This window comes from Niabella sp. (assembly GCF_030150205.1).
Classification (GTDB): Bacteria; Bacteroidota; Bacteroidia; order Chitinophagales; family Chitinophagaceae; genus Niabella.
In genome coordinates this window covers 197949-224525 of the sequence record NZ_JASLGT010000009.1, presented here as the reverse complement: position 1 = coordinate 224525, position 26577 = coordinate 197949, and the positions used below count along the sequence as shown (strand labels likewise).

The window sequence follows — 26577 nt, the reverse complement described above, 5'->3', positions numbered from 1 at the left end:
GCATTTTGTCCGTTACCGTAATTCAACTAAATTCGCACTCTCACTGATCTTTTAATTTTTTAAACAACACATTTTATGGCATACGACGTAATAGTTGTAGGTAGTGGCCCGGGCGGATATGTAGCCGCTATACGCGCTTCCCAACTGGGTTTGAAAACCGCAATTATTGAAAAAGAGAGCCTGGGGGGAATTTGTTTGAACTGGGGATGTATCCCTACCAAAGCCTTATTAAAAAGCGCACAGGTTTTTAACGATATCCAGCATGCACAGGAATATGGCATCGAAGCCTCTGGTACCCCCAATTTTGAAGCCATCGTAAAACGCAGCCGCGGCGTGGCCGATAAAATGAGCAAGGGCGTACAGTTCCTGATGAAGAAAAATAAGATTGATGTGATTATGGGCTTTGGCACGTTGAAGGCCAAAGGCCAGGTAGAGGTAAAGGGTACAGACGGAAAAACAACCCTGGTAGAAGGTAAATACATCATCCTGGCTACAGGTGGCCGGAGCCGCGAATTACCGGCCCTGAAACAGGATGGTAAAAAGATCATCGGTTACCGCGAGGCCATGGTACTGCCCCAGCAGCCCAAGAGCATTATTGTAGTAGGAAGCGGCGCCATCGGCGTGGAATTCGGTTATTTCTACAACAGCCTGGGTACAAAAGTAACCATCGTTGAATTTTTACCCCGCATTGTTCCGGTGGAAGATGAAGATATTTCAAAAGAACTGGAAAAGAATCTCAAAAAGCAGGGCATTACCGTAATGACCAGCGCCGAGGTAACTTCTGTAGATACTTCCGGCAACGGCGTAAAAGCAAAAGTAAAAACCGCTACCGGTGAAGCAATCCTTGAAGCGGATGTGCTGCTGAGCGCCGTGGGTGTGGCTGCCAACATTGAAGGCATCGGGCTGGAAACCCTGGGTGTAAAAACCGATAAAGGAAAGATCGTTGTAGACAAATATTACAAAACCAATGTAGAGGGTGTTTATGCCATTGGTGACTGTGTTCCCGGCCAGGCCCTGGCACACGTTGCTTCAAAAGAAGGCATCATCTGCGTGGAAAATATTGCCTTTGGAGAAAAGAAATACAACCACCAGCCGGAAGCTCTGGATTATGGCAACGTGCCGGGTTGTACCTATTGCTATCCGGAAGTGGCCAGCGTGGGCTTTACCGAAAAGCAGGCGAAAGATGCCGGTTATGAAGTAAAAGTGGGCAAGTTCCCCTTAAGCGCCAGCGGAAAGGCCAGTGCTGCCGGACATACGGAAGGTTTTGTAAAAGTAATCTTTGATGCCAAATACGGCGAGTGGCTGGGTACGCATATGATCGGTTATAATGTAACAGAGATCATTGTAGAAACTGTTGTAGGCCGCAAGCTGGAGACCACCTACCATGAAGTGCTGAACAGCATTCATCCGCACCCTACCATCAGCGAAAGTGTAAAAGACGCTATTGAAGTGGCCTACGGTGAAGCCATTCACTTATAACAATATTTACAGATGGGTTTTACGGTCCCGCCTTCTGGCGGGACTTTTTTTATGGGCCCGGCCGTGATACTGCTATCGGCGGTCTTGCGTCGCACTCTTGTGCTGCAGTGCAATTGCTGGGCAAGCAGCAACCATCTGCTTCGCAGCTTGAGGGGACAGGGGCGACTGGTGTGACATATGCGCAAGCCGGTTAGGCCTCAATGCCCCACCAGTCGCCCCTGTCCCCTCAAGCAAACACCATAAACCCTGCAATAAAAAAAGCAGGCAACTTCTGCCTGCTTATCCGGTTCACAAATCTAAAAAAAATCAACCTATCTGCCCAAACCAATATTGTAAGCCACACCTATCCCAATGCTTCCTGCATTGTATTTCTGGGTAGCATTGCCAATGTTGATCTTCCCGTCATCCCCGGTAAATACCTTGGTATAATGAGCAAACACATTCCAGTTGCGGTTGTGCCATCCTAATTCAGGTTTCAGATAGAACCCGCCATCCGGACGGTTTACACTGTTGTTGCTGGCAACTTTTTCATCGCCGGTAATAAAACCATATCCCAGGTCGGTACCTACATAAATACCTTTAGCCTGCGGATAATAGCGCACCAATGCGGCCACGGGCACTACTCCAAAACTATTGTTCTTTAGCGTTGTACTACCCAGGTCATTGTCTCGCCCAAAGAAATGATTGTAACCGGTAGCAACACCAAGACCTACATGCGGTGTAACCAGGTTCTGGTACGATACATCTACACCCAGGTTTGCCGCAGCATTTTCATTGGGCACTGCTGCGCCTCCCATTACACCCACTTTAAGGGTATTCTTCATACTTTGTGCCTGTACAAAACTGATGGATAAAATGCCCATCGCTGCTGCTAAAACTACCTTTTTCATAACTATAAGATTTAATCTACATAAATAACAATAAAAAATGCTGCAGGTTTTCAAAAGAAATGGATCCGGATCAAGTTTTACTGCAGGGTACCTATAGCCATAAGAAAAAACAATACCAATTTTTTATTGATACGTTTTTGACCACATTTTTTTATACGCCCCTTTCGAACACACGCGCCTGTAAATCAAAAGCGGACGAAATCCAATTTTCTGTTATAAAGTTTAACACCCTGTTTAAGATAACACTTACTACAAGCATTTGTATGTCTTTAAAAATTACACCATCCCATTTCAATTTTATTTATCTTGTTGGGCAAAAACGAATGATTGTTGCGGATCTCGACCAGCAAAAGCCAGTGAAAAAAAAGAAACTGTACCAGGTACTTTATTTCCAGGTGATCGTTGCCATCGTCATTGGTATTACATTGGGACATTTCTTTCCGGATACGGGAAAAAAACTAAAGCCCCTGGGCGATGGTTTTATCATGCTTATAAAAATGATCATTGCCCCGGTTATTTTTCTTACTGTAAGCACCGGCATTGCGGGCATGAATGATCTAAAAAAAGTAGGCCGGGTTGCCGGAAAGGCCTTTATCTACTTCCTCGCGTTTTCAACGCTGGCGCTTATCGTAGGCCTTATTGTAAGCAACACCGTTCGTCCGGGTGCCAGTATGAATATTGACCACCGAACCCTCGATGCCAGCAGCATTGCCAAATATGTATCACAGGCAAAAGACCAAACGCTTGAGCATTTTATTTTCGACATCATTCCCCAAACGCTGGTGAGCCCGCTCTCCGGTAATAATATCCTGCAGGTATTATTCGCCGCTATCCTGTTTGGCGTAGGACTGGCTTTAACCGCAGAGAAAAGCAAGATCGTGATCGACTTCTTAAAAGCAATCACCTATCCTGTTTTTAAAGTTGTGGAAATCTTAATGAAGCTGGCACCCCTCGGAGCCCTGGGCGCCATGGCCTTTACCATTGGCGAGTACGGTATCCGTTCCGTATTGAACCTGGGACTGCTGGTGGCCACATTTTATCTTACCGCTGCCTTATTTGTGATCCTTGTGCTGGGCGCCGTAGCCCGTTATAACGGGTTTTCCATTTTTAAATTTATGCGTTATATCAAAGATGAGCTGTTACTTGTTTTAGGCACCAGTTCATCGGAAGCCGCCTTACCTACGCTGATGCAAAAACTGGAAAAAGCTGGCTGTGCCAAATCGGTGGTAGGGCTGGTGATCCCTACCGGCTATTCTTTCAACCTGGATGGCACCAATATTTATATGACCCTGGCGGCCCTGTTCATTGCGCAGGCCTGCAATATTCCCCTTACCTGGGAACACCAGGTGCTATTGTTACTGGTGGCAATGCTTAGCTCCAAGGGCGCCGCGGGCGTGTCCGGCGCGGGCTTTATTACCCTGGCGGCCACGCTGGCCATCGTACCGGAAGTACCCATTGCCGGTATGACGCTGATACTGGGCATCGACCGCTTTATGTCGGAATGCCGGGCCCTCACCAACCTCATTGGCAATGGTGTGGCCACGATAGTAGTGGCCAACTGGGAAAAGCAGCTGGACAAAGCACAATTAAAACAGGCCCTTGATCAAACGGAACAGGTGTCCCTTCAGCAACCGGCCCATTAAACCCGTTATCGTACCCGAAAAAGCATTTTCCAGGGGTTTTGATTTTCATCAAATCTTCATAATTGACGCCTAGGTTTGCTTAACAGGCTAAAATACCTGTTTATAAACTAAGAGCGATGAAAATGACTTTTGTATTCATAGTACTGCTTATTACAGCAAATGCATTAGTCGCTCAACCCGGGAAGGCACCGGTTAAAATAAAGCCGGTAAAACCCATTCTCAACCATGGTACTGTAGTGCGCACTGTTGCCCATAACAGCCATGATGGAAAGATCATAAGCCGTGTAGCATCTTCCAAATCCAATGGGAAAAAGGAATATAATAAGATCCACAACAGACGAAAATATCCTGTTGCTCCTAAAAAAGCAACAAAGTTTGTACCCTAAGACAGCGGGAACTAACAGCCCGATTTCTTTTTAATCAGTACCTTTATATCAGATAGCTTAATTGCTATCTGATATTTTCTATTATGAAAATCTTTTTTCTTTTTTTAGTGATGGCAGGATGGCTACCGGTTAACGCCGGAACAGGCTTGTTATACAAGGAAGAAATAAAAAAAGAACGGATTGTCATTGCTGATACCATTCCCCAGCAACAACAGGAGATACCGGCAGCGCAAAAAGAAGCAGGCCGGCAGCCGGTGGCAAAAGGAAAGCCGATTAAGGAAGTGCCCAGGGCCAAGAACCAGGCAAAACCCAAAATGGTAAATCCTGCTTCTATTAAAATGAAGCCGGTAAAGATTATTAAACCAAAAATTAACGGGAAAGGGTTAGGACGATAAAGGAAAGGATATTGTGAAAAAATTATTTGTTGCGTTAGTATGCTGTATGAGCATTACGTTCTTGTTCGCACAGGACACGACGGATACCCGCATGCAGCTACCGGTAGATTCAGTCAAAGAAAAAACAACCCTTACCATTGCCGCATTGTATGGAACCGGGATTGATTATTATGGTCAAACCACGGAACAACGGCTCCCCTACCTGGCGTTAAATGCCACCGTAAGAATTCCCGCGGGGTTTTACTTTTCAGCTACAGGCTTTCATCTGTTTTCAGATAGCTTACTCCTATCCGCTTCCGCATTGAGTTTGGGCTATGGCTTTAAGATCACACCCAAATTATCCGGAGACGTAAGTTTTGCCCACACCTTTTTCCCTTCTAAATCGCCCTTCCTCCAGGCCTCCAGTCCCAATACCGCAAGCGCCTCACTGGCTTATGAATATTTTCTAAAGACCTCTTTAGAAGGAGATCTGGCGTTTGGTGAGCAAACTGATTATTTCACAACCTTATCCAATTCAAAGTCCTTTGATATTAACCTTTCTGGTGGGCAGGCCATTCTCAATTTTACACCGGAGCTGGCGCTTACAGCCGGCACCCAGCAATATTATGAGACCTACCTCGTAGAAAAAGCGAACAATGGAAATGGAAAAGGAAACAATGGAAACGGTAAGGGAAAAGGAAATGGCAATGGCAATAATCCACCGGGGCAAACAACCGAAACAACCATTAATTATAAAAAATATGGGCTGCTTTCTTATAATCTGAAATTACCGGTATCCTATAACCGGGCCTCTTATTTGATAGAGGCTGCCTTAAAATTATCGCTGCTGGGTAGCAATACGGCCAATAAAGACCATATCAACTCTTTTTTTACCCTAAGTGCTTACTACCAGTTTTAATCCCCCGCTATGCACGTACTGATCGTAGAAGATGAACAATCCCTGGCAACAGAAATTGAGGCCGCCCTCCAAAAGAACCATTTCCTTTGCGACACCGCACATTCTGCAAAAGAGGCATTGAACCGAACGGATACCGGCAGCTATGATTTTATTTTACTGGATATCGGGCTGCCTGATAAAGACGGCTTCTGGCTGTTGCAGGAGATCCGAAAAGATCATACCGAAACCGTGATCATTATGCTTACCGCGCGCGGAGAAGTAGAAGATCGTATACGGGGACTGGACATGGGTGCCGACGACTATCTGGCCAAACCCTTTTCCCTGCTGGAACTGCAATCAAGAATGCAGGCCATCATCCGCAGAAAATTCAAATTGCACGATCAGCAGCTGAAACTGGGCGCTTTTACCATTCATGTAAAGAACCGGACCGTTCATTACGAAGATACAGAGATCATGCTCTCCCGTAAAGAGTTTGATCTGCTGAGCTATCTGCTGCTGCACAAAAACCGGCCGCTTTCCAGGATGCAACTGAGCGATCATCTATGGGGTGATAATGCCGATGATGAATATGATTCAAATTATATTGATGTGCATATTAAGAATATCCGGAAAAAACTCAACGCCTATGCAGATACCGAATGGCTGGAAACCATACGCGGAATAGGCTATAAAATAAGAACCGACGCATGAGGCTGTATACCAAGCTCACCTTATTTGCTGTTGCCGCAACCATTGCGGTGCTGGGCCTTTTTGTTTGGCAGCTCCCCTTTCTCATGCAAAAAATCGCATCGGATAATACCAACCGGAACCTCCTTCAACAACGGGAAAAGGCCTTAAATGCCATTCATAAAAACGGAATCGATTACTACTTCCAGGGCGACTCTGCATACGGCAGCTATTCCATGCTCAAAGATGAATACATTTCACTGGAGCCCTATTATCAAGGCGCTGATCTTACCCGGCTGCAAACTGCAGAACGGATCATCGACGACGACACGATCAATTACCGGATCCTTACAGATACATTTTCGATGCAACACCATATATACCTGCTGGAGATCGGGAAGAAGATCACTTCCATCCAGGAAGACAGTGTTGCGCTGCAAAGAGCCACCATCGGTGTATTGATTGTACTAACGCTTATTATGGCGTTCGTTCAGCTGTTTTACACCCGGCACCTGCTAAAGCCATTGGCCTCCATTATCCGCAACCGGCTAATTAAAAAAAGCTTTCCCTTCCGCGAACCTCAGCGCCCCCTGACCACCTCTACCTATGACTTCCGGTACCTGGATCAAACCATTGCCCAACTGATGCAACAGGTGAATCATGCGTTTGAAAAAGAAAAAGAGTTTACCTCCAATGCTTCTCATGAGCTCATGACCCCGATCAGCATCATACAAAGCAAAATTGAGAATATCCTGACCGATCCGGAACTACCGCCGGCGCTCGTACTGAAACTGGAAGACACGATGCGTATTATGAAACGGCTTAAAAAAATCGTAAACGCCCTGCTGCTGATCTCGCGTATCGAAAATGAACAGTATAACCGGAACGACGTGGTAACCGTAAAAACCATGATCCGCGAAGTGCTGGAAGAACTGCAACACCGGGCAGACGAAAAGGCGCTTACGGTGGAAGAACGGCTTACACCGGATGTAATACTTTATCATGTAAACAGGGATCTGCTGTTCCAGCTATTTTATAACCTCATTCATAACGCCATCCGGTACAACCGGCCCAACGGACGCATCATCATCACCGACCGATATGTAAACCAGGAGTATTTATTATGCATCGAGGATACCGGCATCGGTATTGAAGAACCGCAGCATGAACGGATCTTCGGCCGTTTTAAAAAGACCACTACCCAGCGGGAAAGTGTTGGCCTGGGCCTTTCCATTGTAAAATCGATCGCTGATTATCAACGCATCGGCATTACACTGGATTCTGAACCAGACCGGGGTTCGCGGTTCGAACTGCATTTTCCGGAAATCCATCTCACCCAATAAAGCCCGCAGCTTTTCATATTACCTTCATCTTTGGGTTTTAGCTTTGGTTTCAATAATGTAAAACCTCTTAATATGAAATTACTATTCCTTTCAATGGGAGCAGCGAGCTTATTGGCACTTGCCTCCTGTTCAAAAAACAGCAGCGCAGACCAGAACACCAATGGACAGGCAAAAGTTCAGATGATGCTTACCGACGCCCCGGCTACCTATGACGCTATTTTCCTGGATGTAAAAAGCGTGTCGATCAATAACAGTACGAATGACGCCGGATGGGTCAACTACCCGCTCGATCCTAAATTCAGTGCACCCATCAATATCCTGGATTACCGTAACGGCACCGTGATTGCGATGGGCGATCCGCTTATATTACCTCCCGGAAAAATAGAACAGATCCGCCTGATTCTTGGCGACAACAACAAAGTGGTAATCGGCGGTGTGGAACATGCGTTAACCGTACCTTCGGGTTCTACCAGCGGCTATAAAATCAATTTTCATAAAGAACTTGCACCGGACGGTGTTTATAAAATCTGGCTCGACTTTGATGCCGCCCGTTCCGTACACGCAGCCGGGAAAAGCGGCAAATACATGCTGAACCCCGTAGTAAAAGCTTTTAGCGAAGAAACAAACGGACAATTCAGAGGTTATGTAAAACCGCTGGAGGCGAAACCCTGGCTTTACGCATTGAAAGGCGTTGACACCGTTGGAAGTGCCATTCCGGCAACCGATGGATTCTTCCATTTTGTGGGTTTACCGGATGGGGCTTATGCACTTCGCATTGATGCAGACAGTACCAGCGGATACAGGGATACCACCATCAACAATATCAATGTAGTGTTTGGAAAAGTGACCGATATCGGTACTGTTACACTGACCAAATAGTTCGATACCAATTATACCGTACCCTGAAGCGGCATCCCAAACGGATGCCGTTTCTTTTATAAGGAGCCTTGCTTACCAGAACTGCTGCCCATTCCTTTCGGGGAGCTTATCGCCGCTCTATTAAATTACCTTTTTCATAAAAGATATTACCCATTTTACGCTGTAAACGGCAACCGCCTGCTTCTCAAAACCTTTCTTTTGTATTTTTACGGCCGCGATTGTACACGATTAAATCTACAGTAAGCATAATGAAAAAAATCCTTCTGGCAATAGCCCTGATCACAACCGGCCTGTTGCATGCACAACCGAAACAGTTATTTAAAGAAACCCCAAACGAAAAAGCAAAACGGATGGAATGGTGGACCGATGCCCGCTTTGGCATGTTCATCCACTGGGGATTGTATGCACAGGCAGCAAGACACGAATGGGTAAAGCAACGGGAACGCATTACCACCGAAAACTATCAGAAGTACTTTGATCATTTCAATCCCGATGAATTTGATCCGAAGAAATGGGCAAAGGAAGCGAAAGCGGCGGGCATGAAGTATGCGGTGCTCACCACCAAGCACCACGAAGGCTTCTGTCTGTTCGATTCCAAATACACCGATTATAAGGCTACCAATACCCAGGCCAAACGCGACCTTGTAAAAGAATTTGTAGATGCCTTCCGCGCAGAAGGGATTAAGATTGGGTTTTATTATTCGTTGATCGACTGGCACCACCCGGATTTTACTATCGACCGTACCCATCCGCAGCGGCTGGGCGGCGATGCCTCCGAAGCGGATTACGCCCCGTTGAACAAGGGAAAGGATATGAGCAAGTACCGGCAGTATATGCAAAACCAGATCAAAGAGCTGCTGACCAACTATGGCAAGATCGATATCATGTGGCTCGATTTTTCCTACCCCGGGAAGAACGGAAAGGGCCACGAGGACTGGGGCTCTGTTGAGTTATTAAAACTGATCCGGAAGCTGCAGCCCGGCATTATTGTAGACAACCGTTTAGACCTGAATGATTATACAGACGGCTATGATTTTGAAACACCGGAACAGGTAAAGCCTTCCGAGTTATTAAAATACAAAGGCAAGTATTGGGAAACCTGCCAAACCTTTTCCGGATCCTGGGGCTATTACCGGGATGAAAATACCTGGAAAACGCACCGGCAGTTGCTGGACCTCCTGATCACTTCTGCGGCAAATGGCGGCAACCTGATCCTGAATGTAGGTCCTACCGCGCGTGGAGAGTTTGACTACCGCGCCAACAACGCGCTCGACAGCATCGGCTACTGGATGCATGCCAATAACAAATCTATTTACAATTGTACGTATCCGCCGGATACCTACAAGCTGCCCGAAGCGCTGGATATTAAACAGACCTACAACCCGGAAACAAAAAGATTATACCTGCACCTGTTTACCTATCCATCCAACTACGGGAAACTGGTATTACCCGGCTATGCCGACAAGATCAGCTATGCGCAGTTCCTGCATGATGCTTCCGAGATCATTTATAAAACAGAGAACGGAGATATGATCCTGGAACTGCCCAAACAAAAACCACCTTACGAGATCCCAGTGATCGAATTGTTTTTAAAATAGCCGCAGCACAACGCTGCCCGTATCAGAACCCGGGAAATGTCCACTGGTCGGTACGGAAGGGCAACAGCGGAAGTCCCGCACTGCTGAATACATTTCCAATGGCCGTATCGGTGAAACAATACCGCACGGCCATTGGCCTTTTTACGCTGGTATTCCAAACCACAATGGTATCCCCCTGTATGGCCGCTTCCGCGGGATAAAAGACCTTATCCGCACCGGCGATCTGCATCGAGGTGATGCTATCTCCCCGCAGCTGAAGCCCGCCGTCAGCACCGGAAATTTTTATGACCGCCTTTGCTCCTTTTACCTGCATGCTTTTATATTCCGGGCTTTTGCAGGCAATGCCTTTTACCCCGTAATGATCCGCCAGGGCCCAGTTGGCCAGTCGCAGCCCTACATCGTGCTTGTTCTGCGGGTGCACATCATTTACATTGCCGGTAATATCGTTGGTGGCCACCATACCGGTATGCGGAATCACCCGGCATTGCCATTGGGCTTCCCGGAGCAGGGCGCCTGCGTTTGTTTTCCGGTAACGGAACGGCGCCACCTGTACATAGTAAAAAGGCAGGGGCTGATCCCATGCCTGGCGCCAGGCATGGATCATGGCCGTAAATAACGGGCGATACGTAGTGGCAGCATCAGTATTATTCTCCCCTTGATACCAGGTAACACCGGCAATGGCATACGGAACGATGGGAGCGATCATCCCGTTATAGGCACTCCCCGGAATATAGGGGCACATACCGCTGGGCTGTATCAGTCCGGCCGCCTTTTTAAGAACAGGATTATTGTTCACGATACTATCCGGCGTCCATACTTCTGCTGCTGTACCGCCCCAGGCAGCTTCGATCAATCCAACCGGCGTCCCAAGTTTTTGACTAATATTCTTTCCAAAGAAATAGCCCACTGCGCTAAAGGTTTTTAATGTATTGCTGTCGCATACCACCCATTCCCCCTTTACCTGTTCCTGCGGAAAAGCGGCCGTTGTTTTGGGTATATGAAAAAACCGCAGCTCCTGCTGATGCGCCTGCGGCAATTCCTTTTGAATATCCTGCAATCCCCAGCTGCCGCTCATTTCCATATTGCTTTGCCCGGCACAAAGCCACACTTCCCCGATCAGTACATTCTCCAGCAACAGGGTATTTTTCCCCTGCAGGCAAATGGAATAAGGTCCTCCTGCTGCCGGTGTTTGTAATTCAACCGTCCATTTGGCATCACGGGAACCGGTGGTTTCATATACCCGGTTATCCCAGGATGTGGTAATACTGATCTTCTCATTCGGATCGGCCCAGCCCCAGAGCTTTGCCTTACTTTGCTGTTGCAGTACCATGTTATTGCCAATGATATCCGGTAAACGGATACCGGCTTCTGCATGAGTCACTGCCAGCGCAAGCGATAATATCAAACAAAATTTTTTCACGTTCATTTTACGGGAACTTTAAATGAAGGAATGGTATAGCAGAAAACCTGGTACCGCAGCTCACTCCATTTATTGGCCTGGGGAAAGGGACGGCCGGGATAAAGCTCCTGCCGGTTGGGGATGTTTTTGATCCGTACGCGTACCGTTGTTCTGTTCCTTGTAAGTGCCGCAGGAACCAGGAATTCATCATCGCGCAGCCGTCGGTTGGAAGTACGCACTTCATATACCCGCTTGCCCAGCTCATCTTTCGGACGGGAGGTCATCGACACATTGGAACCGGCCAGGTACCATACCCCCGCCTTTTTCCAGCTGGTTTCATCGATGTTCTTTTTACCGGAGGGCACGGCAATATACACTTCGGCTGTTTGATTCGGATAACCATAATCCAATGTCCTTCGCAACAATACACCCTGGTTATCCTTCCGCAAGCGGATGTCAAACTCAGTAGTACCTTCAGTAGTACGTCCGTCTTCCTTTTGGGCAGGATAGATCTCCTTCCCGATATATTCCTTATACCCCGGGCGGTTGGGAAGATCATATCCCCATGCATGAGCGGGATACACATCCGGTCCCCATTCATATCTCGATTCGATGATTTGAACCGCAGATGCCTGGGGTGAATGATAATGGTGCTGCTGCTCGTCCTGGTCATTGCCAACGTCCAGCCGATCTGTTTCCACCAGCGAAGCCGATGGCAGCCCGTACCAGTAGCAAACGGATTCATAATGTTCCTGGGAAACGTTCTCATTGTGCTCAAAGCGGATCACGGCCCGTTTTCCAAAGGGCATCAGGTCGGCCCAGAGAAACCGGTACGCCGACTGGATCAGGTCTTTTTCATTCACAGCTTTTTTCTTTTCGATGGCACCGCAGGGATGTCCTGCCAACGGAAGCGTCATGTTCTCACCGCCCCAGTAATCGCCTCCGCCGGCCCATTCTTCGGTGCCGGTACCATAGGCCTGCGGGGTCTGACTGTCGTCAAAAAAGAACCGGGGATCGCCTTCCAGCGTGTTCAGATTGGCATTGTGCGAAAAAATGAAGGAATTGCCCAGGAAACTTCCCGACCATTCCTGCTGTCCTTCCAGGCCCTTAGTATCCAGCCAAACCATATCCTGTCCAAGTGCCGGCTTTGGAAAATCGCGATAGGTGGCATGAAAATAACTGCTGAGTGCCGGCATTCCCGCCACCTGTTTTTCATAGCGCAGCTCATATGCTATCGTGCCTGCTCCCGGAGGAAGCCCTGCAAGTTCAACCTGTGCAGAACGGAAGAACGGCATGGGATAATAACAGGCCAGTTCCACGGTTCCTTTTGCATAATCGTACCGTATGTTTATGGGCAATCCCTTCACGAGGTACTCTTTTTTTTCCCGGTTGAAAAACGTGCCCGCTCCAAAAAAAAGGCAGAGCGGTGCATCGATGGAGGGCTCCTTTGCCCCGTCCCAGCGCACTTTCAGCCGTACCCGTTCCAGTTGTTCCGCCTGATCCAATGGCAGCGTGAGCTTTAGCGCACGAAGCGTGGCCGGCCCGATTTTTAATGTAGCGAGCACCACTTGCTGCTGGTTGCGCGCAACGGTTCCCTGTACTTTCTGAATTGTTGCCGGCGCAATATCGGTACCCGCCCGGTTTAGAAATGCAACCGCATCTGCCGGCGGTACCTGTTGCAGATTCCATGGAGCAATCCGGTTCGCCAGCAATCCGTTATCCGCATAAAGATGATAAATATAATAACCCGTGCCATAGAAGGTTCTGGAATATGCGATCTGCAGCGAATCATTGAACCGCATCGGCACCCAGGAAAGATTGGCACCTTTGGTGGTACCCCAGGTCCATGCGAAGGGCTCCGGAAGCGCCGTTGCCGGTATGTAGGCGGTTGTTTTGTATTTTTTAACGGCGTCCACCGGATCGGCGGTCGCTGTTTCCCTAACAATATTGTCCGTTCCATCTACCACAAAATGCCAGGGACTGCCATGCCAGTGATTAGCCCGGAAAAACCATAGCGTACCGTTCCCTTTTACGTCCAGCGTTACATTTTCATCTTCCTTTTTCATAAACAGGAAATTGGAAGCATCGTATCCACCGCCGCCGCGGTCATAGGTACTGCGCATATAGGCCCTTACCCCTATCCGCTGCTGCGGCAGGCTGCTCCACAGCTGATAGGCATCATAGCCGGAAGGCTGTGCCGGCAACAATACACTTTTCCGCGACTGTGCTGCTGCACACAGCGGTACCATCAGCCCCAAAAACAACCATTGTTTTAAACCCCTTATGTTCATTTTATTTTTCTTTTGATATCCATTTTAACGGAGCCAGGTAAAGGCCTTTTTTATCCCAGCCGGTATTGGAAATAAACCAGCCTTCCTTTTTATCATAGATCACTTCCGCAGCATGTACGGGTAAGGTGCCCACAAGATTTTCGTTAGGAAAATGCAGCGGGTCTGCAGACCAGTATATATCTGTACGGTTATACTCCGTCATTGCCCGGCAGATAAAAAGATAGAACAGCCCGCCTTTTTTTATCACAAAGGGACTTTCCGCATCTCCGCCCCAATCTACCCGGTAGGGTTGTGTATGTACGATCTGCGGCCCGCTCCAGTGATACAGATCCTTTCCTGTGCGTACGGCCACTACCGACCGGAGATCGGTTTCGCTGAACGTACGGGTATAGTAATAATAATAAACGCCTTTATGTTTCATGATGTACGAATCCCGGGCATGGCCGGCATCACTGAACAGCGGGTTCAGCGCGTGCCGCTCCCATTGATACAGATCCGTACCGGTAGCCAGGCGCAGCTGCCCCCAGGAAGCATAGTTGGGTGCATTTTCCTGCATATTACCCGTGTTGTAAAACAGGTGATAACGTCCTTTCTCTTTAACAATATGCGGTGCCCACAATACCCGTTCCACCCCGGGCTCCGCCGTCATGGCATAGCCTTTATCTTCCCAGCGTGCCTGCGTCAGTGAGCGCGCTGTAATATGAAAGAAACGGGTTTCTTTCCAGGGCGCAATGGGCAAGTGATGTATGATGCCAAACGCATGCCAGGAGCCATCGGCCGCTTTTACAAAACAATGATCATTGGTATACCAGGAGCTGTCTTTTGCCCGGGTAGCTGCCGGGTCAAAGATATGCACCCATGCGCCTGCGATCTGCGGTACTTCTATCTTTTGGGCCTGCGCCTGCATCCATTGAAGGCCTAATAAAAGGACCGCTATGATCCATTTTTTCTTATATACTACCATTGTTTTTTCAACCACGATTTATATGATTCTTATTGCTTGCTGGTTAGAATTTTCTCCAGGGATTCACGAATCCATTGCTCGCTCCTGGGAAAATCCTCATAGGTATGCAGGGGAGCCAGCAGGGCATCTTCCGGCTGTATACCCGCAGATTGTAAAATAGCGTAATCCTGCAACGATTCTGAGAAGACCTCCCACCGGACCGAGTCATACGGACCATCCGGACCGGGATATACCGCAAACGGATCACCGGACGCGATACCCGGATAAGCATAGGCAGCACCTTCGGTAAAGGGGTCGCCCGCTTCCTCTTTATCCAGCTTATACCAGAAATTATATCCCCAATGCAGGAAGCCCTGGGCTTTCAGTTTATAAAACAGCCATCCGCTCATCCGTATTTTAGGCAGGGGCGTATCATACAGGCGATTGAGCCATTTATTGCGCGGTCCTGTGCAGAAATAAACCCAGTGCGGAATGTGCTCTTTCCGGTACGCTTCATCCGAACTGATGATGGGCACCGGAATATCGGTAAGGTGTTCCCGGCCATACCGCACATCGCTTAACGCATCCATCACCTTCATCCAGGGGGCCAGGCGGCGGAGTATATCGCGTGCTTTTTTATAATTTTCCACGTGTTCGGACCAGGGTTCATCCGAGAGATGGAAATACGAATCCTCCAGCAGCTTTTCCTTTATAAGGAAGCGGTGCAGTTCCGGCAAATATTGTTTTAAAAAATTGATATAGGTATCGGATGTGCCCGAAAGATTTTCTGCCCATAACAACTTATATGCATCGCCTTCTTTTTTATATACGTGCATGGCGTCCTGCACGCCCCAGTACAGCCAGAGATGTGCCCATTCGAATTTTTTATACCCCAGTTCCCGGCACATATCTACAAAGCGTTTGATCCGCGACCAGTCGAATGCATATTTCCCGGGACTTGGTTCATTTACGATCAGCATCTGACAGGGTTCTTTGAACACTGCCCGCAGCTCGAAGAAGTTCTGGATAAATGCCACGTCATTGCCATGTTCAATCAGGTTTTTCATACAGGCCCGCGTGAGCTTCCACCACTGTTCGTCGAACATTTTTGTTTTGTACTGAAGCGCAATGGCCTCACCCCGCCACCAGTGGGTGACGTAGAAATTTTTTCGGGGTTTTAAGGTTAATGTGCTTACGGATAGGTTAACCGTTAATGCCGTATCTTTTTCTTCCTTCCCTTCCTGCCAGCGCATCCGTACTTTGTAGCGGTGTATGCCGGGCGACAGCGCAGCCGGAACCTGAAGCGTGATCCAGAACGAACGGCTTTCAAACGGATTGGCTTCGGTTTTGGATACCGGGTAAAGCGGATCGGGCAGCCAGCCGGGCAGGTATCCCCTGCCATCCAGCTCCTCTGCGCTGACATCGGTATTAAAATGGGGCATCGGCACCAGGCCTACATAACGCACCTGCGGATGTACTGCTGCGGCGTTCTCCACACTGCAGGATATATGCGTTTGATCTTTCATGTTGCTGCGGAAAGCAACCTGGAATGAAACCCGGCTGTTCCGTGCGGCCAGCAACTCCAGTTCGGTGGTGGTTTGAGCGGGTGATTGCGGAAATACCCGTTGCAGTGAAGTGGTTAGCCATACACACATAGACGGGTCTGATGTACGGGCTCCGGCAACGGCGGTACTCAACAAACAACCGGCAAAAAAAATCAGCAATCGTTGTGCAAGTCTGTTCATGATTTTTCTGTTTAAAGGAAAGCGCTTTACTTTATCGTTTAAGCAACCATTCAAAGTTGCGAAATTTTATTTAATTCACCATTATTTTTGGGAATAGCGCTTTACCCGTAAGCTGGCCTGCCGTTTATGCCCGGCAAAACCTTCCAGTTCACAAAGACGTTCGGCATACATACCTATTTTGGCGCTGGCCTCCGGGGTGCACCGCTGATAGGTGCAGGTTTTTAAGAACTTCCCCACCCACAGGCCGCCGGTATACCGTGCCGCCTTCATGGTAGGCAGGGTATGATTGGTACCGATAACCTTGTCGCCATACGCCACATTGGTTTCGGGCCCCAGGAATAACGCACCGTAATTGGTCATATGTTCCAGGAAATAGGAAGGATCGGCCGTAAGCACCTCTACATGCTCGTAGGCCAGTTTGTCTGCCTCCATCACGGCTTCTACCTTATCATTCACCAGTATAATGGAGCCGTAGTTCTTCCATGCTGCTCCAGCCAAATCTGCGGTGGAAAGTGTTTTCAGCTGCTCCTCTATTGCGGCCATGGTTTCCCGGGCCAGTGTTTCAGAAGTGGTGATCAGGGTAGCCGGGGAAGTGGGGCCATGCTCTGCCTGTCCGAGAAGATCACAGGCCACCATCTCCGCATCTGCCGTTTCATCGGCAATCACCAGCACTTCTGTAGGACCTGCCAGCAGATCGATTCCCACCCTGCCGAACAGCTGCCGTTTGGCTTCTGCCACATAGGCGTTGCCAGGACCTACAATCATATCCACTGCGGGAATGGAACCGGTACCAATGGCCATTGCGCAAAGTGCCTGTACCCCGCCCAATATATAAATTTCATCTGCACCGGCAAAATGCATGGCACAAACCGTTGCCTCCGGTATCTTACCCAGTATGGGTGGCGTGCAGGCGATGACTCTTTGTACACCCGCTACTTTAGCAGTAAGTACGCTCATATGTGCCGAAGCCACCATCGGATAACGGCCTCCCGGAATATAGCATCCCACGCTGTTTACGGGTATGTTCTTATGCCCTAAAAACACTCCGGGAAGGGTTTCCACTTCCAGGTCCAGCAACGTGTTCCGCTGCTGCATTGCAAAAAAACGGATCTGCTGCTGCGCAAAAAGGATATCGTCCTTTACCTGCTGCGGAGTGCGGTCTACGATAGCCTGTATCTGATCAGCTGAAAGCCGGAAGGATGCCGGTGTCCATTGATCCAGCCGCTCCGCATACGCACGCACGGCCTCATCCCCACCAGATTCAATACTCCGGATCATCGCTTCCACGGTTCCTTTTACGTTCGAATGTTCCTGCTGCAATTCGGTTACAGCCTTGCCCTGTTTGATAAAACGTGCCATAATTATTCTTTTGAATGCTTTGATCGGTTTGTTATTATTAATAGCATCATTTGCCCCAAAGGCGGGTATCATTTCCCTTGCTCTTCCGCCATTCGTTTCGCCAGCGATGGATATCGGTGGGGCCGATCAGCGGCATCGGCCGGCGTGCGGAGGCATCCGGTATGGGCGGTACCCGGGCGGCTACATCCTGGTACCAATAAGCCACACTGGCCAGATCCAGCGTCAACACATTATTACTTCCATGTTCAATAGAGAACCGCAACGACCGGTCGAAGTAAACCGGGTCGGCAATATGGAACCGGTAAATATGGGTACGGCCCAGGAAACCGATATCCTCATTCACTTTTGCGTAACCAAAATAAGGTGTTGCATACGGTTGTTTGGGAGCACCCCAGGACGTATTAAAATAATCTTCGGTGCCGGTACCATTCAGCGTGGGCAGGGTGTCGCCGTCTATAAACCACATATCATCCCCTTCACCATACCAGTATGGCGTGGGTGCCTGCACATAATAGTTAACGCCTGCAAAATGGCCCTTGCCTTTGATATCCGCAATCATATAATTTTCCCTGCCATTTTTATTGGGCGGGTTGCCACCAAACATCCAGTGTTCATTTTCCACGCTATCCACCGGCCTCGTCAGCTGCTTGTTATACCAGGCATGAAACCGGCCGGTCTGCGGGGGCAGGGCTTTCATTTCCTGGTAATCGATATAAAAATACAGGGCATTGATATTGCCGCCGGTCTGGTTCTCAATTTCTATACGCGCACCCGTTGCAAAAGGCATGGCAAAATAACTTACCAGTCCGTTTCCGTTTGCAGGTGTAGCGGCCAGTGCAGCGGATGTAAACAGGTAGGTATCATTCCATCCCTGTCCGAAGAAAGGCCCAACCGGCGCTTCCACAGACGGGTATGTATTGCCATCCCAGTACATCCGGAGGATCACATCATTCCGGCTGAGCACATTGGGCTCCGGCGAAAGCGTCATCCAGATATGATCGATGATCCCCGCTCCCGCAACGTTAAAGATCGTACGTTTTTCACCGGGCCTGATATCCTTCAGGTTATCATGATTATCCCCGGAGGGGTCGTAACTGCTGATCCGTTTTGTTTTTATGCCCTGCTTTATGCTGGTAAGCCCCATCAGGTCCTGACCAGCCAATTGCAGGGTGCCTGCCAGCAGTAATAGCAGAATAAAATTCTTTTTCATGGATGCTTTTAATTCAACTAGAGCGATGATGATTGTTATCAGTGACAAGCGGGACAGATGCGACGTGGAGTACGCGTCCCAATCATGTGGCACAATGTAGATCCGAACCAACTATTACCGCTCATTCCCCCATAGCTTCGGATCATTGTTTTTGCTTTTACGCCATTCATTGCGCCAGCGGTGAATGTCGCCAATATCAATCATCGGCATGGGCTGTCTTGCCGCCTTTGAAGGAATGGCGGGAACCGCGTGGGCCTCGGGCTGATACCAGTAGGCCACGCTGGCCAGATCGAGCGTTAATACATTGTTATGCCCGTGTTCGATCGAAAAACGGAAGGCCGTATTAAAATAGAAAGGATCGGTGATATTGAACCGGTACAGGTGTGTGCGGCCCAGCCAGCCAATATCATTGTTTACCCGCGCATAACCATAATACGGATGTTCATAAATGGATTTCGGGCACCAGGCGGTATTGAAGTAGTCTTCCGTTCCCGTGCCTTTAAGAACTGTGCCCTTTGCCCCATCGATCTCGATCCGGTCATTGCCTTCCCCATACCACATGGGTGTGGGTGCATGTACATAATAGTTCACACCCACAAAATGTCCTTTGCCTTTGATATCGGCGATCAGGTAGTTGTCCTTACCGCTTGTGTTATTTCCCGGCTTTCCAAACATGGCCCATTCGTTTTCACCTTCGGTTTTCGAGGTTTCAGTCAGCTGCTTATTGTACCAGGCATGAAACCGCCCGGCCTTTGCAGGCAGCCGGTCCATTTCCACATAATCTACATAGTAGTAAAAATGACTGATCTCCTTTCCGGCCTGGTTTTCGATCTCAATGCGGGCACCCTTCGCAAAGGGCATCGAAAAATAACAGACCATTCCCTTGCCGTTTACCGGGCTGGCCGATAAGGGCAGCGCGCTATAGGTATACGATTCATTCCATCCCTGTCCGAAGAAAGGCCCGATGGGTGCCATCACGGAAGGCGATGCATTGCCATCCCAATACATTTTCAGGATTACATCGTTACGGCTCAAAGCCTCCGGCCCCGGCGCCATCGTGATCCAGATATGGTTGATCATACCGGCCCCCTTTACATCAAAAATGGTTCTTGTTTCCTTTTCACCGATGCGTATAAAATCATTACCGGCGCCGGCCGTATCATGACTGCTTACGCGCTTTGAGATCACACCGTCCTGCATCATAGAAAGCGCGGCCAGGTCATTGGCCGTTGTTTGGCCGCAAACTGTGCCGGCCATCCATATTCCAATTAATAATATAATTGCAGATTTTTTCATCATTCAGTTTTTTTCATCATCTGATCAATAACGGCCGTACCAGTGGTACGCATGCCGGAGTGCTTTGTAACATCCCAGAAGCTTTGCTGCTGCATGATCTGGGCCTGTGTGGTCACAATCCAGCTCTGGATCCAGCCTGTAAGCGTGCACCAGGCACCCCAGCCCGCATCGGAATTGGAGGCCCAGTATTCCCACTTACCATAGTCGAAGGCCCTGAACCAGGCACCATCCAGATCCTTATGCCTGCTGCTTTGCACCTGTATCCGGGTCAAAAAATCAGACAGTTTGTTTACCGCTTGCAGGTACCCTTTGTTGCCGGTTGCCAGCGCTGCTTCGTGCAGACTGAACACCGCGAAATTATTTGTGTACAGCATGCAGGATATTTTTTGTCCGTTTTGTGAAATCAGCGAACCTTCATCCGAACCGTAATCGTTGTTTGATTTCAGTTCCCGGAACATGCCTTTCCCTTTGCCCAGTTCCTCCCGGATGGCACCGCTTTCATCCTGGTATTTTAGCATCTCGCGCACCATCTCATCCAGCCAGCGCCGGTGCAGCGGTGTATCTTCCACGCGTACCAGCCAGGCCAGGGGCAAAATGAGCCGGGCACGCTGGGTTTGCAGGCTGCTGCCCCATTTCCATTTGTCGGGATAATCCTTCATGGTAATGGCGATGGCTTCCTTTGTACGTTGCAGCAACGGCGGATAGTGTGTTTTATCATACAACCACAAATAAAGGGCCCACATCCACGATTCAAAATGGGGTGAAGGATGTTCCAGGTTGCGGTTATAATAATAGGGCCACCCGTTTTTGATGATATCATTTTCCTCCAGCCGTTCGCCCCGGAACCCCCGTTTGCCGGTGGTTCTGAAATTGGCCATGATGGCTTCCGCCAGTTCCTTATCCCACTGATCCGTTTTCAGGTATCCCGCCGTGCCCAGTGCGCCCAGTATAGCGCGGGCATTATCATCTCCATAAAATGTACCGGCATTGGTGGTTGCCCAGCCGATCAATCCGTAAGCAGGACTGCCCGGATCATTCTTGGGGCCTGCCCGCAGGTTGGAGGTTTTAAAAAGGAAATCGATGATATTCGTTGCTTTTGTTTTATACGCTGTATTATTCAGCAGCTGCCCGGCTGCAGCCAGGGCCATACTGGCTTCTCCCTGTACATCGGCGCGCATCCAGTAACGGTATTGCTGACTGCCGTTGTAATAGATCGTGGAAGTGTGCCCTTCAATGATTCCCAGCGATCCGTCGCCATTGGGCTTTTCCTGCGGTACCGGAGGTCCTACCGGCTTCAATCCGTCTACTCCGCCATATTTCATCCAGTCTGCCTTCCAGCCGGGATGTACATAAAAGCGGCCGTTCGAAAACCATTCCACTCCTTTTTGCACACTGTTGCGCAAAGCATTCGCCGGCAGGGGCGCATTCCGGTCATACATGGGCCGTACATCCTGCGGCCAGTGGTTAATGGCAACCGCAGTGTTACCGGTAAGCTGCTTTATGATATACAACAAAACGGTTTGCACCGGTTGCGTAGGACCATAGCGTCCGGTTTTGAAATTACTGAGGGCAGTGGTACTGATGAGCACGCCGTTCCTGCGGAATAACAGCGGATAGGTTTTCGTGCTATCCAGCCCCAGTTCTGCTTTATCCACGCCTACCACTTTGGCCAGCACCATTAATGGATCGGTGGCACTAACCGGCCATACATAACAGTTATGAATCCCCAGCAATGCCAGGCGTGGCAGCCGGGCACCAAACAGATCGGTTGTCACCACACCCCGTTCCAGATGTGTTTCCAGCGGTTGCGATGGAATATCCAGTCCGGGATAAGCGGAGGGATATTCCACATAGAGCCGTAGCCTCCGGGAGGCTGCAGTTTGTAACAGCGCCTCATTGATGCGATTCTTTGCGTCCGGCGCCGGATACCGGTCTGCTGTAATAAAAACCCCGGATCCGGCAGGTGCCGCCTGAATGGCAGCTTCCGGACTATTATAGCGCTTTACCAGATAGCCCTGTGCTTTCAGCAAGAGGTACAGATCATTTTTTGCACCCCCGTAATAGGAAATGCTCTTTTTCAAAGACTGGGCCGTTGCTGTAACAGTGATACACCATACAAGAAGAAGGGCTGTCATTTTATATCGCCAAAACATATGCTTATGATTTTATCAGGTGCGTATTCCGTTTATAAAATTGTTGCTGCAGCAGGTCGATCGCCGCCGCTTTTATCCGCCCCGCGGCACTTTTTTCAAGGAAGGACCATTTACCGGGACCGGTTTCATAACCGCCTTCTTCAAATGCACGCAATGTTGGTACGTACCCGATGTTATTTTCGGAAAACCCTGCAATAATGGTATGTTCAAAAGGCGACGCCTCCTCAATCTCCAGGGCTGTTTCCACAAAGATCTCACCGGGCAGGAACAGGATGGCCAGAGAGTTAAAATGCAGCAGGCTGATCCGCGCCAGGGCGTCCAGCGGATTGGTAATACCGGATCCTTCCCTAACCGCAAAAGGGATCGCACAGCGTTGAAAAGAAAATGCGGTATCCGCCAGTTGCAACGGCTCCTGTGTTGCTACCAGTTTTGCCATTGCCACGCCGTGTGCATTTGCATAAGCGGCCCCCATGGATACCGTAGGCGGGTTGATATCACCGGCGGCTCCGTTCAGGAACAATGCCGTACCGTTTTGATCCGATTGTTCCAGTGCCTTGCAGAGTTCGCCCGGGAAATCGGCAGACACCGCGGGGATACACATCTCATGTACCGGGTGGCAGACCGCCTGCACCACCGTTGCAATGCCCTGCCTGTCTTTACCGGTAAGGCGGACGGTCTTCACCCGCCGGTCTACCGGCTCCCCGTTCATCAGCGCCTCGGATACGGGCTGCAGCGCATCGGAGATCACCATACCTTCCGGTAAACGGATCCGCCGTTGCAATGAATATCCTTCCAGTACGGCCGTTGCCACCGATAACGTACAGGGCTGAAGCCGGGCCACCGCTGTATGGATCGCAGCCCGGATATCCTGCTGCATTTTTTTTAACCAGGCCATAAAGGCAGGTGTCTGGTAAAGCCCTGTAAGGCCGCCCGACTCCGGCGCGCTGTGGGTGTGGGTACAACAGATCACTATATTTGCGGCCGGAACCGCATCTGCCATTTCCGCTTTAAAGTGCTCCCAGCCCCCAACCGAAGTATCGGTAAGCGACAGCAGGTCCAGTGCTACTACCGCCAGTTTTTCCTTTCCGGATTGCAGGACCAGCACCCGCGCTTTCAAAGGTGTATGTATGGATTCAAAGGCAGCATATTCCGCTTTTACAGATGAAGTAAGCAACCCTACCTCCAGCGGTGGTGTAATATCGGTTACTGCGGCGCCCGCATATAGTTCAGACTGACTCATAGCGTTCCTTTTATCCAGTTGTAGGCCTGCAGCCAGAAGTCGTTGTAGTTTTCCCACAACTCAAAATTGATGCCCCAATGCGGTGCCGGATCCGACATATAAGTAAACACACGGCCCTGCCCGTATGCACCGGCAACCACCAGCGGATGTCCGGTTTCTTTTACCCGAACGATTACATCGTCCTCGTTTTTAACGGTCACTTCATTATAGCCAAATATCGGCGGAAATGTATCCCAGGCCAGCCCCTTTACAACCGGATGATCGGGTTTCACCACCTCGGCGGTGAACCCGGCCGATGATTCCACCAGGTCTTCGATCAGCAGGCAATTCACCGGAAGCGCCTCCTGCAGCGTGCTCCGGCCCCAACCCGACCGGCTTTGCACCCCACTGAATGATAACCATCCGCCCAGCATCATCATGCCTCCGCCCCTGTGGATCCATTCCTTAATGGCCTCTATACGGTCCGGGAACGTAACGATCTTATGTTCGCGGCGCGCCCTGTCAAAAAAGCTGGGATACAGGTGAAAGCATTTTGCCTCCACATCACTAATGATCAGTGCTTCGGATTGTTGCAGGTATGCTTCCAGCTTGCCTGGTTCCAGCCGGTACAGTTCCCAGTTGGATAACGGCGTTACATCCGCCTGCTGTTCCAGCGCTTCGGTTAAACGTTCTCCGTAAAAATGCAGATCCGCGTCTTTTGTTTCTGTGCCAAATGGTGTTTCAATAAACGTGGGCCCTACATGAAAAACCCAGTCGCCCAGGTACAGCACATGCTCTTCTTTTGTTCGTACTACTTGTTTTGCTCTCATAACTTTTATATATGTTTTATGAATCCGGTATGGATCGTTTAAGATGGTTCGTGATAATGGGCGGTGTCCGCTTTACGGTCGCCCGTGCTTATTTCCAGTTCTGTAAGGTAGCGGGAAGCCATTTTGCGAAAGGCGATAAAAAGCAATATAGCTGCCAGCAGGGTAAGCAGGCCGGTGCCATACCGCGCAAACCAGGCATGGGTGAGCCCGAGTATGAATAATGAAACAGATACGGTTCCAACGATGGCGATAAAGATTCCTTTCAGGATGGGACGCAGCGGCCGGTACGCACCGGGTTCCCCGCTGCTCCGGAAGGGCTTCCAAAAACCCAGTGGCCGTGCGCGTTTATAAAAATCCTGTAACAGCGGCTGCGGATCGGGTCTGGTAAGCAATGCCACAACGATCCAGAGCAGCGTGGTAAGTCCCATCACCAGCAGGGTTTGCCAGTACCAGGCAACCACCAGCCGCTCTGCGCCAGCCACCCCCAGGTATATGAGTAAGCGGGGGCCCAGTACTACTACACAAAATATGGCGGCACCTCCAAAAGACGCCGCAATCCGTGCCGGGCCGTTAAACCGCCACCACCACCATTGCGCCCAGTTGGCCGGCAGTTCAGCCGCACTTAAGGACAACATAAAAATGGCCACATCCGTAATGATAACAACGTTGTATACAACGGCAATGGAAACGGCGAGTATTACCAGCATGGAGATCTTGCCGACAAACAGGTAATGCTTTTCTGAACGATCGCGCACAAACCAGCGGCGGTAGATATCACTAACCAGTATCTGGCTGCCGAAGTTGAGGTTGTCGCCTACAGTAGACATCGTTGCAGCCAGCATGGCCGCCACCATCAGCCCCATGGCACCAGATGGCAGCAGCATCTTCATCAGCCTGCCGTATACCAGCTCCCTGTCCGCCCCCGTTTGCCGCAGCTCCGGCCACAGCACGGCCGCACTGATACTGGGCAAGGTTACCAGCAGTAATAATACAAACATAGAGATGGCTGCCACCACGTACATCGTCAATGCTTCTGCTGGTGTACGGGTGGAAAGGATGCGTTGCCCTTCCATAGCGCCCCCCATGGGTGCAGCATCACCGCCATAGCCGATGCTTTGCCCGATCAGCCATCCGAAGGCCGCGGCCAGCGGAAACACCTCCTGCTTTTGGGGCGGTATGCTTCCCAGTATTTCCGCACTGTGCGGTCCAAATGCCTGTTCGATGGCTTTTACCATGGCCGTAGCCCCGCCAAAATGTTGCAGGGTCAGGAACAGCAGCAGCAGGGTTCCCGCCAGGAAGATCAGCATCTGGATAAAATTGGAGATCACCACGCCTTTGTATCCGGATGAAAATACAAACAGCAGGGATACGGGCACCACCAGGCAAAGCGTTTCAAACTTTGTAAGATCAAAGGCCGGGCCCATTATTTTATAAGCGGCCAGCAAAGTGATGCCGGTCCAGGCGGGCATTGCAATGAGCGAGGTGCGCAGGGCGATCCACAACCGCATAATACCTGCCGCCCTTTTTGGGAACCGCAAGTCATAAAACTCAAGCGATGTAAACAGGTTGAGCCGCCGCCAGAAAAAAGCAAAGAGCACGCCGCCCAGGAACAACGCCAGTCCAAAACGGCTTAAATACCACCAACAGATAAACCCGCCGGTGGCCACAGCCAAACCGCCGTAACCGGTGGCGGCATCCGGGCTCACCAGCGCTGCTGTGTAAGAAACACCGTTGAGCCATCCAGGTATCTTCCTGCCGCCCAGGAAAAAATTATCCATACTCTTGTTGGCAAAGCGCCGGTGCCAGAGACCGATCCCCAGCATCAGCAGCAGGTACCCGATCACAATCCAAATATCCAGATGATTCCAAATCCTCATTTTAATATTACTTTATTACAGGGAAGTTACATAATTGTAACCCGGGGCTTTGTTTTGTACTGAATGTGCCGGCAAGAA

At 49.7% G+C, this 26577-nt stretch carries 21 protein-coding genes; 9 read left to right on the top strand and 12 right to left on the bottom strand.

From position 1 onward, the window contains the following. Positions 1 to 75: 75 nt before the first annotated feature. A complete protein-coding gene (lpdA, locus tag Q1V85_RS08965) occupies positions 76 to 1479 on the top strand; it encodes a dihydrolipoyl dehydrogenase (protein ID WP_300599082.1) in 1404 nt (467 codons plus the stop codon). Positions 1480 to 1790: 311 nt separating this feature from the next. Here lpdA and Q1V85_RS08960 read toward each other — a convergent pair whose 3' ends face one another. Beyond that, positions 1791 to 2369, bottom strand: coding sequence for a hypothetical protein (locus Q1V85_RS08960; protein WP_300599081.1), 579 nt, complete (start codon positions 2367 to 2369; stop codon positions 1791 to 1793). A gap of 263 nt (positions 2370 to 2632) precedes the next feature. Here Q1V85_RS08960 and Q1V85_RS08955 point away from each other — a divergent pair, with 263 nt between their 5' ends. The 8 genes from Q1V85_RS08955 to Q1V85_RS08920 all read left to right on the top strand — a co-directional run bounded on the left by Q1V85_RS08955 (position 2633) and on the right by Q1V85_RS08920 (position 10177). After that, the gene (locus Q1V85_RS08955; RefSeq protein WP_300599079.1) at positions 2633 to 4012 is read left to right on the top strand and encodes a dicarboxylate/amino acid:cation symporter; all 1380 of its coding nucleotides are present in this window, start codon (positions 2633 to 2635) and stop codon (positions 4010 to 4012) included. Between the two features lie 116 nt (positions 4013 to 4128). Then, positions 4129 to 4398, top strand: a complete 270-nt coding sequence (locus Q1V85_RS08950; protein ID WP_300599077.1) for a hypothetical protein — start codon at positions 4129 to 4131, stop codon at positions 4396 to 4398. A gap of 83 nt (positions 4399 to 4481) precedes the next feature. After that, entirely contained in the window at positions 4482 to 4793 is a 312-nt protein-coding gene (locus Q1V85_RS08945; protein WP_300599075.1) for a hypothetical protein, read from the top strand. 46 nt (positions 4794 to 4839) lie between these two features. Continuing rightward, a complete protein-coding gene (locus Q1V85_RS08940; RefSeq protein WP_300599074.1) occupies positions 4840 to 5691 on the top strand; it encodes a hypothetical protein in 852 nt (283 codons plus the stop codon). 9 nt (positions 5692 to 5700) lie between these two features. Continuing rightward, a complete protein-coding gene (locus tag Q1V85_RS08935; RefSeq protein WP_300599073.1) occupies positions 5701 to 6381 on the top strand; it encodes a response regulator transcription factor in 681 nt (226 codons plus the stop codon). Beyond that, positions 6378 to 7700 carry a HAMP domain-containing sensor histidine kinase gene (locus Q1V85_RS08930; protein ID WP_300599071.1) on the top strand — a complete coding sequence of 441 codons (1323 nt, stop codon included), beginning with the start codon at positions 6378 to 6380 and terminating at the stop codon, positions 7698 to 7700. Before Q1V85_RS08935 ends, Q1V85_RS08930 begins: the two co-directional genes overlap by 4 nt. Positions 7701 to 7772: 72 nt before the next feature. After that, positions 7773 to 8579: a DUF4382 domain-containing protein gene (locus Q1V85_RS08925; RefSeq protein WP_300599069.1), complete on the top strand. Its 807-nt coding sequence runs from the start codon at positions 7773 to 7775 to the stop codon at positions 8577 to 8579. A 248-nt stretch (positions 8580 to 8827) separates the two neighbouring features. Next, positions 8828 to 10177: an alpha-L-fucosidase gene (locus Q1V85_RS08920; RefSeq protein WP_300599067.1), complete on the top strand. Its 1350-nt coding sequence runs from the start codon at positions 8828 to 8830 to the stop codon at positions 10175 to 10177. 22 nt (positions 10178 to 10199) lie between these two features. Here the strand turns inward: Q1V85_RS08920 and Q1V85_RS08915 are convergent, their stop codons facing one another. From Q1V85_RS08915 to Q1V85_RS08865, 11 genes are all read right to left on the bottom strand, one after another. Then, positions 10200 to 11603 (bottom strand): sialate O-acetylesterase, encoded by a 1404-nt coding sequence (locus Q1V85_RS08915; protein WP_300599065.1) that lies wholly within the window; start codon positions 11601 to 11603, stop codon positions 10200 to 10202. Beyond that, the gene (locus tag Q1V85_RS08910) at positions 11600 to 13867 is read right to left on the bottom strand and encodes a DUF2961 domain-containing protein (protein WP_300599062.1); all 2268 of its coding nucleotides are present in this window, start codon (positions 13865 to 13867) and stop codon (positions 11600 to 11602) included. The genes Q1V85_RS08915 and Q1V85_RS08910 overlap by 4 nt, the downstream gene beginning before the upstream one ends. Position 13868: 1 nt before the next feature. Next, complete coding sequence (locus tag Q1V85_RS08905) at positions 13869 to 14846, bottom strand: family 43 glycosylhydrolase (protein ID WP_300599060.1); 978 nt, start codon at positions 14844 to 14846, stop codon at positions 13869 to 13871. Between the two features lie 14 nt (positions 14847 to 14860). Then, positions 14861 to 16555 carry a DUF4091 domain-containing protein gene (locus tag Q1V85_RS08900; protein ID WP_300599058.1) on the bottom strand — a complete coding sequence of 565 codons (1695 nt, stop codon included), beginning with the start codon at positions 16553 to 16555 and terminating at the stop codon, positions 14861 to 14863. A gap of 81 nt (positions 16556 to 16636) precedes the next feature. Next, a complete protein-coding gene (gene hisD / locus Q1V85_RS08895; RefSeq protein WP_300599056.1) occupies positions 16637 to 17914 on the bottom strand; it encodes a histidinol dehydrogenase in 1278 nt (425 codons plus the stop codon). Positions 17915 to 17960: 46 nt separating this feature from the next. Then, entirely contained in the window at positions 17961 to 19124 is a 1164-nt protein-coding gene (locus Q1V85_RS08890; RefSeq protein ID WP_300599054.1) for a glycoside hydrolase family 172 protein, read from the bottom strand. A 114-nt stretch (positions 19125 to 19238) separates the two neighbouring features. Beyond that, positions 19239 to 20423 carry a glycoside hydrolase family 172 protein gene (locus Q1V85_RS08885; RefSeq protein ID WP_300599052.1) on the bottom strand — a complete coding sequence of 395 codons (1185 nt, stop codon included), beginning with the start codon at positions 20421 to 20423 and terminating at the stop codon, positions 19239 to 19241. Further along, positions 20420 to 22573 (bottom strand): hypothetical protein, encoded by a 2154-nt coding sequence (locus Q1V85_RS08880; protein ID WP_300599051.1) that lies wholly within the window; start codon positions 22571 to 22573, stop codon positions 20420 to 20422. The genes Q1V85_RS08885 and Q1V85_RS08880 overlap by 4 nt, the downstream gene beginning before the upstream one ends. A 4-nt stretch (positions 22574 to 22577) precedes the next feature. Beyond that, positions 22578 to 23813: a hypothetical protein gene (locus Q1V85_RS08875; RefSeq protein WP_300599049.1), complete on the bottom strand. Its 1236-nt coding sequence runs from the start codon at positions 23811 to 23813 to the stop codon at positions 22578 to 22580. Continuing rightward, positions 23810 to 24622 (bottom strand): glutamine amidotransferase, encoded by an 813-nt coding sequence (locus Q1V85_RS08870; RefSeq protein WP_300599047.1) that lies wholly within the window; start codon positions 24620 to 24622, stop codon positions 23810 to 23812. Before Q1V85_RS08870 ends, Q1V85_RS08875 begins: the two co-directional genes overlap by 4 nt. A 38-nt stretch (positions 24623 to 24660) precedes the next feature. Further along, positions 24661 to 26499 (bottom strand): hypothetical protein, encoded by a 1839-nt coding sequence (locus tag Q1V85_RS08865; RefSeq protein WP_300599045.1) that lies wholly within the window; start codon positions 26497 to 26499, stop codon positions 24661 to 24663. Between the last annotated feature and the right edge of the window lie 78 nt (positions 26500 to 26577).

Coding starts and splice junctions, on each gene's coding strand:
- lpdA (WP_300599082.1), top strand. CDS start 76: ATGGCATACGACGTAATAGTTGTAGGTAGTGGCCCGGGCGGATATGTA.
- Q1V85_RS08960 (WP_300599081.1), bottom strand. CDS start 2,369: ATGAAAAAGGTAGTTTTAGCAGCAGCGATGGGCATTTTATCCATCAGT.
- Q1V85_RS08955 (WP_300599079.1), top strand. CDS start 2,633: ATGTCTTTAAAAATTACACCATCCCATTTCAATTTTATTTATCTTGTT.
- Q1V85_RS08950 (WP_300599077.1), top strand. CDS start 4,129: ATGAAAATGACTTTTGTATTCATAGTACTGCTTATTACAGCAAATGCA.
- Q1V85_RS08945 (WP_300599075.1), top strand. CDS start 4,482: ATGAAAATCTTTTTTCTTTTTTTAGTGATGGCAGGATGGCTACCGGTT.
- Q1V85_RS08940 (WP_300599074.1), top strand. CDS start 4,840: ATGAGCATTACGTTCTTGTTCGCACAGGACACGACGGATACCCGCATG.
- Q1V85_RS08935 (WP_300599073.1), top strand. CDS start 5,701: ATGCACGTACTGATCGTAGAAGATGAACAATCCCTGGCAACAGAAATT.
- Q1V85_RS08930 (WP_300599071.1), top strand. CDS start 6,378: ATGAGGCTGTATACCAAGCTCACCTTATTTGCTGTTGCCGCAACCATT.
- Q1V85_RS08925 (WP_300599069.1), top strand. CDS start 7,773: ATGAAATTACTATTCCTTTCAATGGGAGCAGCGAGCTTATTGGCACTT.
- Q1V85_RS08920 (WP_300599067.1), top strand. CDS start 8,828: ATGAAAAAAATCCTTCTGGCAATAGCCCTGATCACAACCGGCCTGTTG.
- Q1V85_RS08915 (WP_300599065.1), bottom strand. CDS start 11,603: ATGAACGTGAAAAAATTTTGTTTGATATTATCGCTTGCGCTGGCAGTG.
- Q1V85_RS08910 (WP_300599062.1), bottom strand. CDS start 13,867: ATGAACATAAGGGGTTTAAAACAATGGTTGTTTTTGGGGCTGATGGTA.
- Q1V85_RS08900 (WP_300599058.1), bottom strand. CDS start 16,555: ATGAACAGACTTGCACAACGATTGCTGATTTTTTTTGCCGGTTGTTTG.
- hisD (WP_300599056.1), bottom strand. CDS start 17,914: ATGGCACGTTTTATCAAACAGGGCAAGGCTGTAACCGAATTGCAGCAG.
- Q1V85_RS08890 (WP_300599054.1), bottom strand. CDS start 19,124: ATGAAAAAGAATTTTATTCTGCTATTACTGCTGGCAGGCACCCTGCAA.
- Q1V85_RS08885 (WP_300599052.1), bottom strand. CDS start 20,423: ATGATGAAAAAATCTGCAATTATATTATTAATTGGAATATGGATGGCC.
- Q1V85_RS08880 (WP_300599051.1), bottom strand. CDS start 22,573: ATGTTTTGGCGATATAAAATGACAGCCCTTCTTCTTGTATGGTGTATC.
- Q1V85_RS08875 (WP_300599049.1), bottom strand. CDS start 23,813: ATGAGTCAGTCTGAACTATATGCGGGCGCCGCAGTAACCGATATTACA.
- Q1V85_RS08870 (WP_300599047.1), bottom strand. CDS start 24,622: ATGAGAGCAAAACAAGTAGTACGAACAAAAGAAGAGCATGTGCTGTAC.
- Q1V85_RS08865 (WP_300599045.1), bottom strand. CDS start 26,499: ATGAGGATTTGGAATCATCTGGATATTTGGATTGTGATCGGGTACCTG.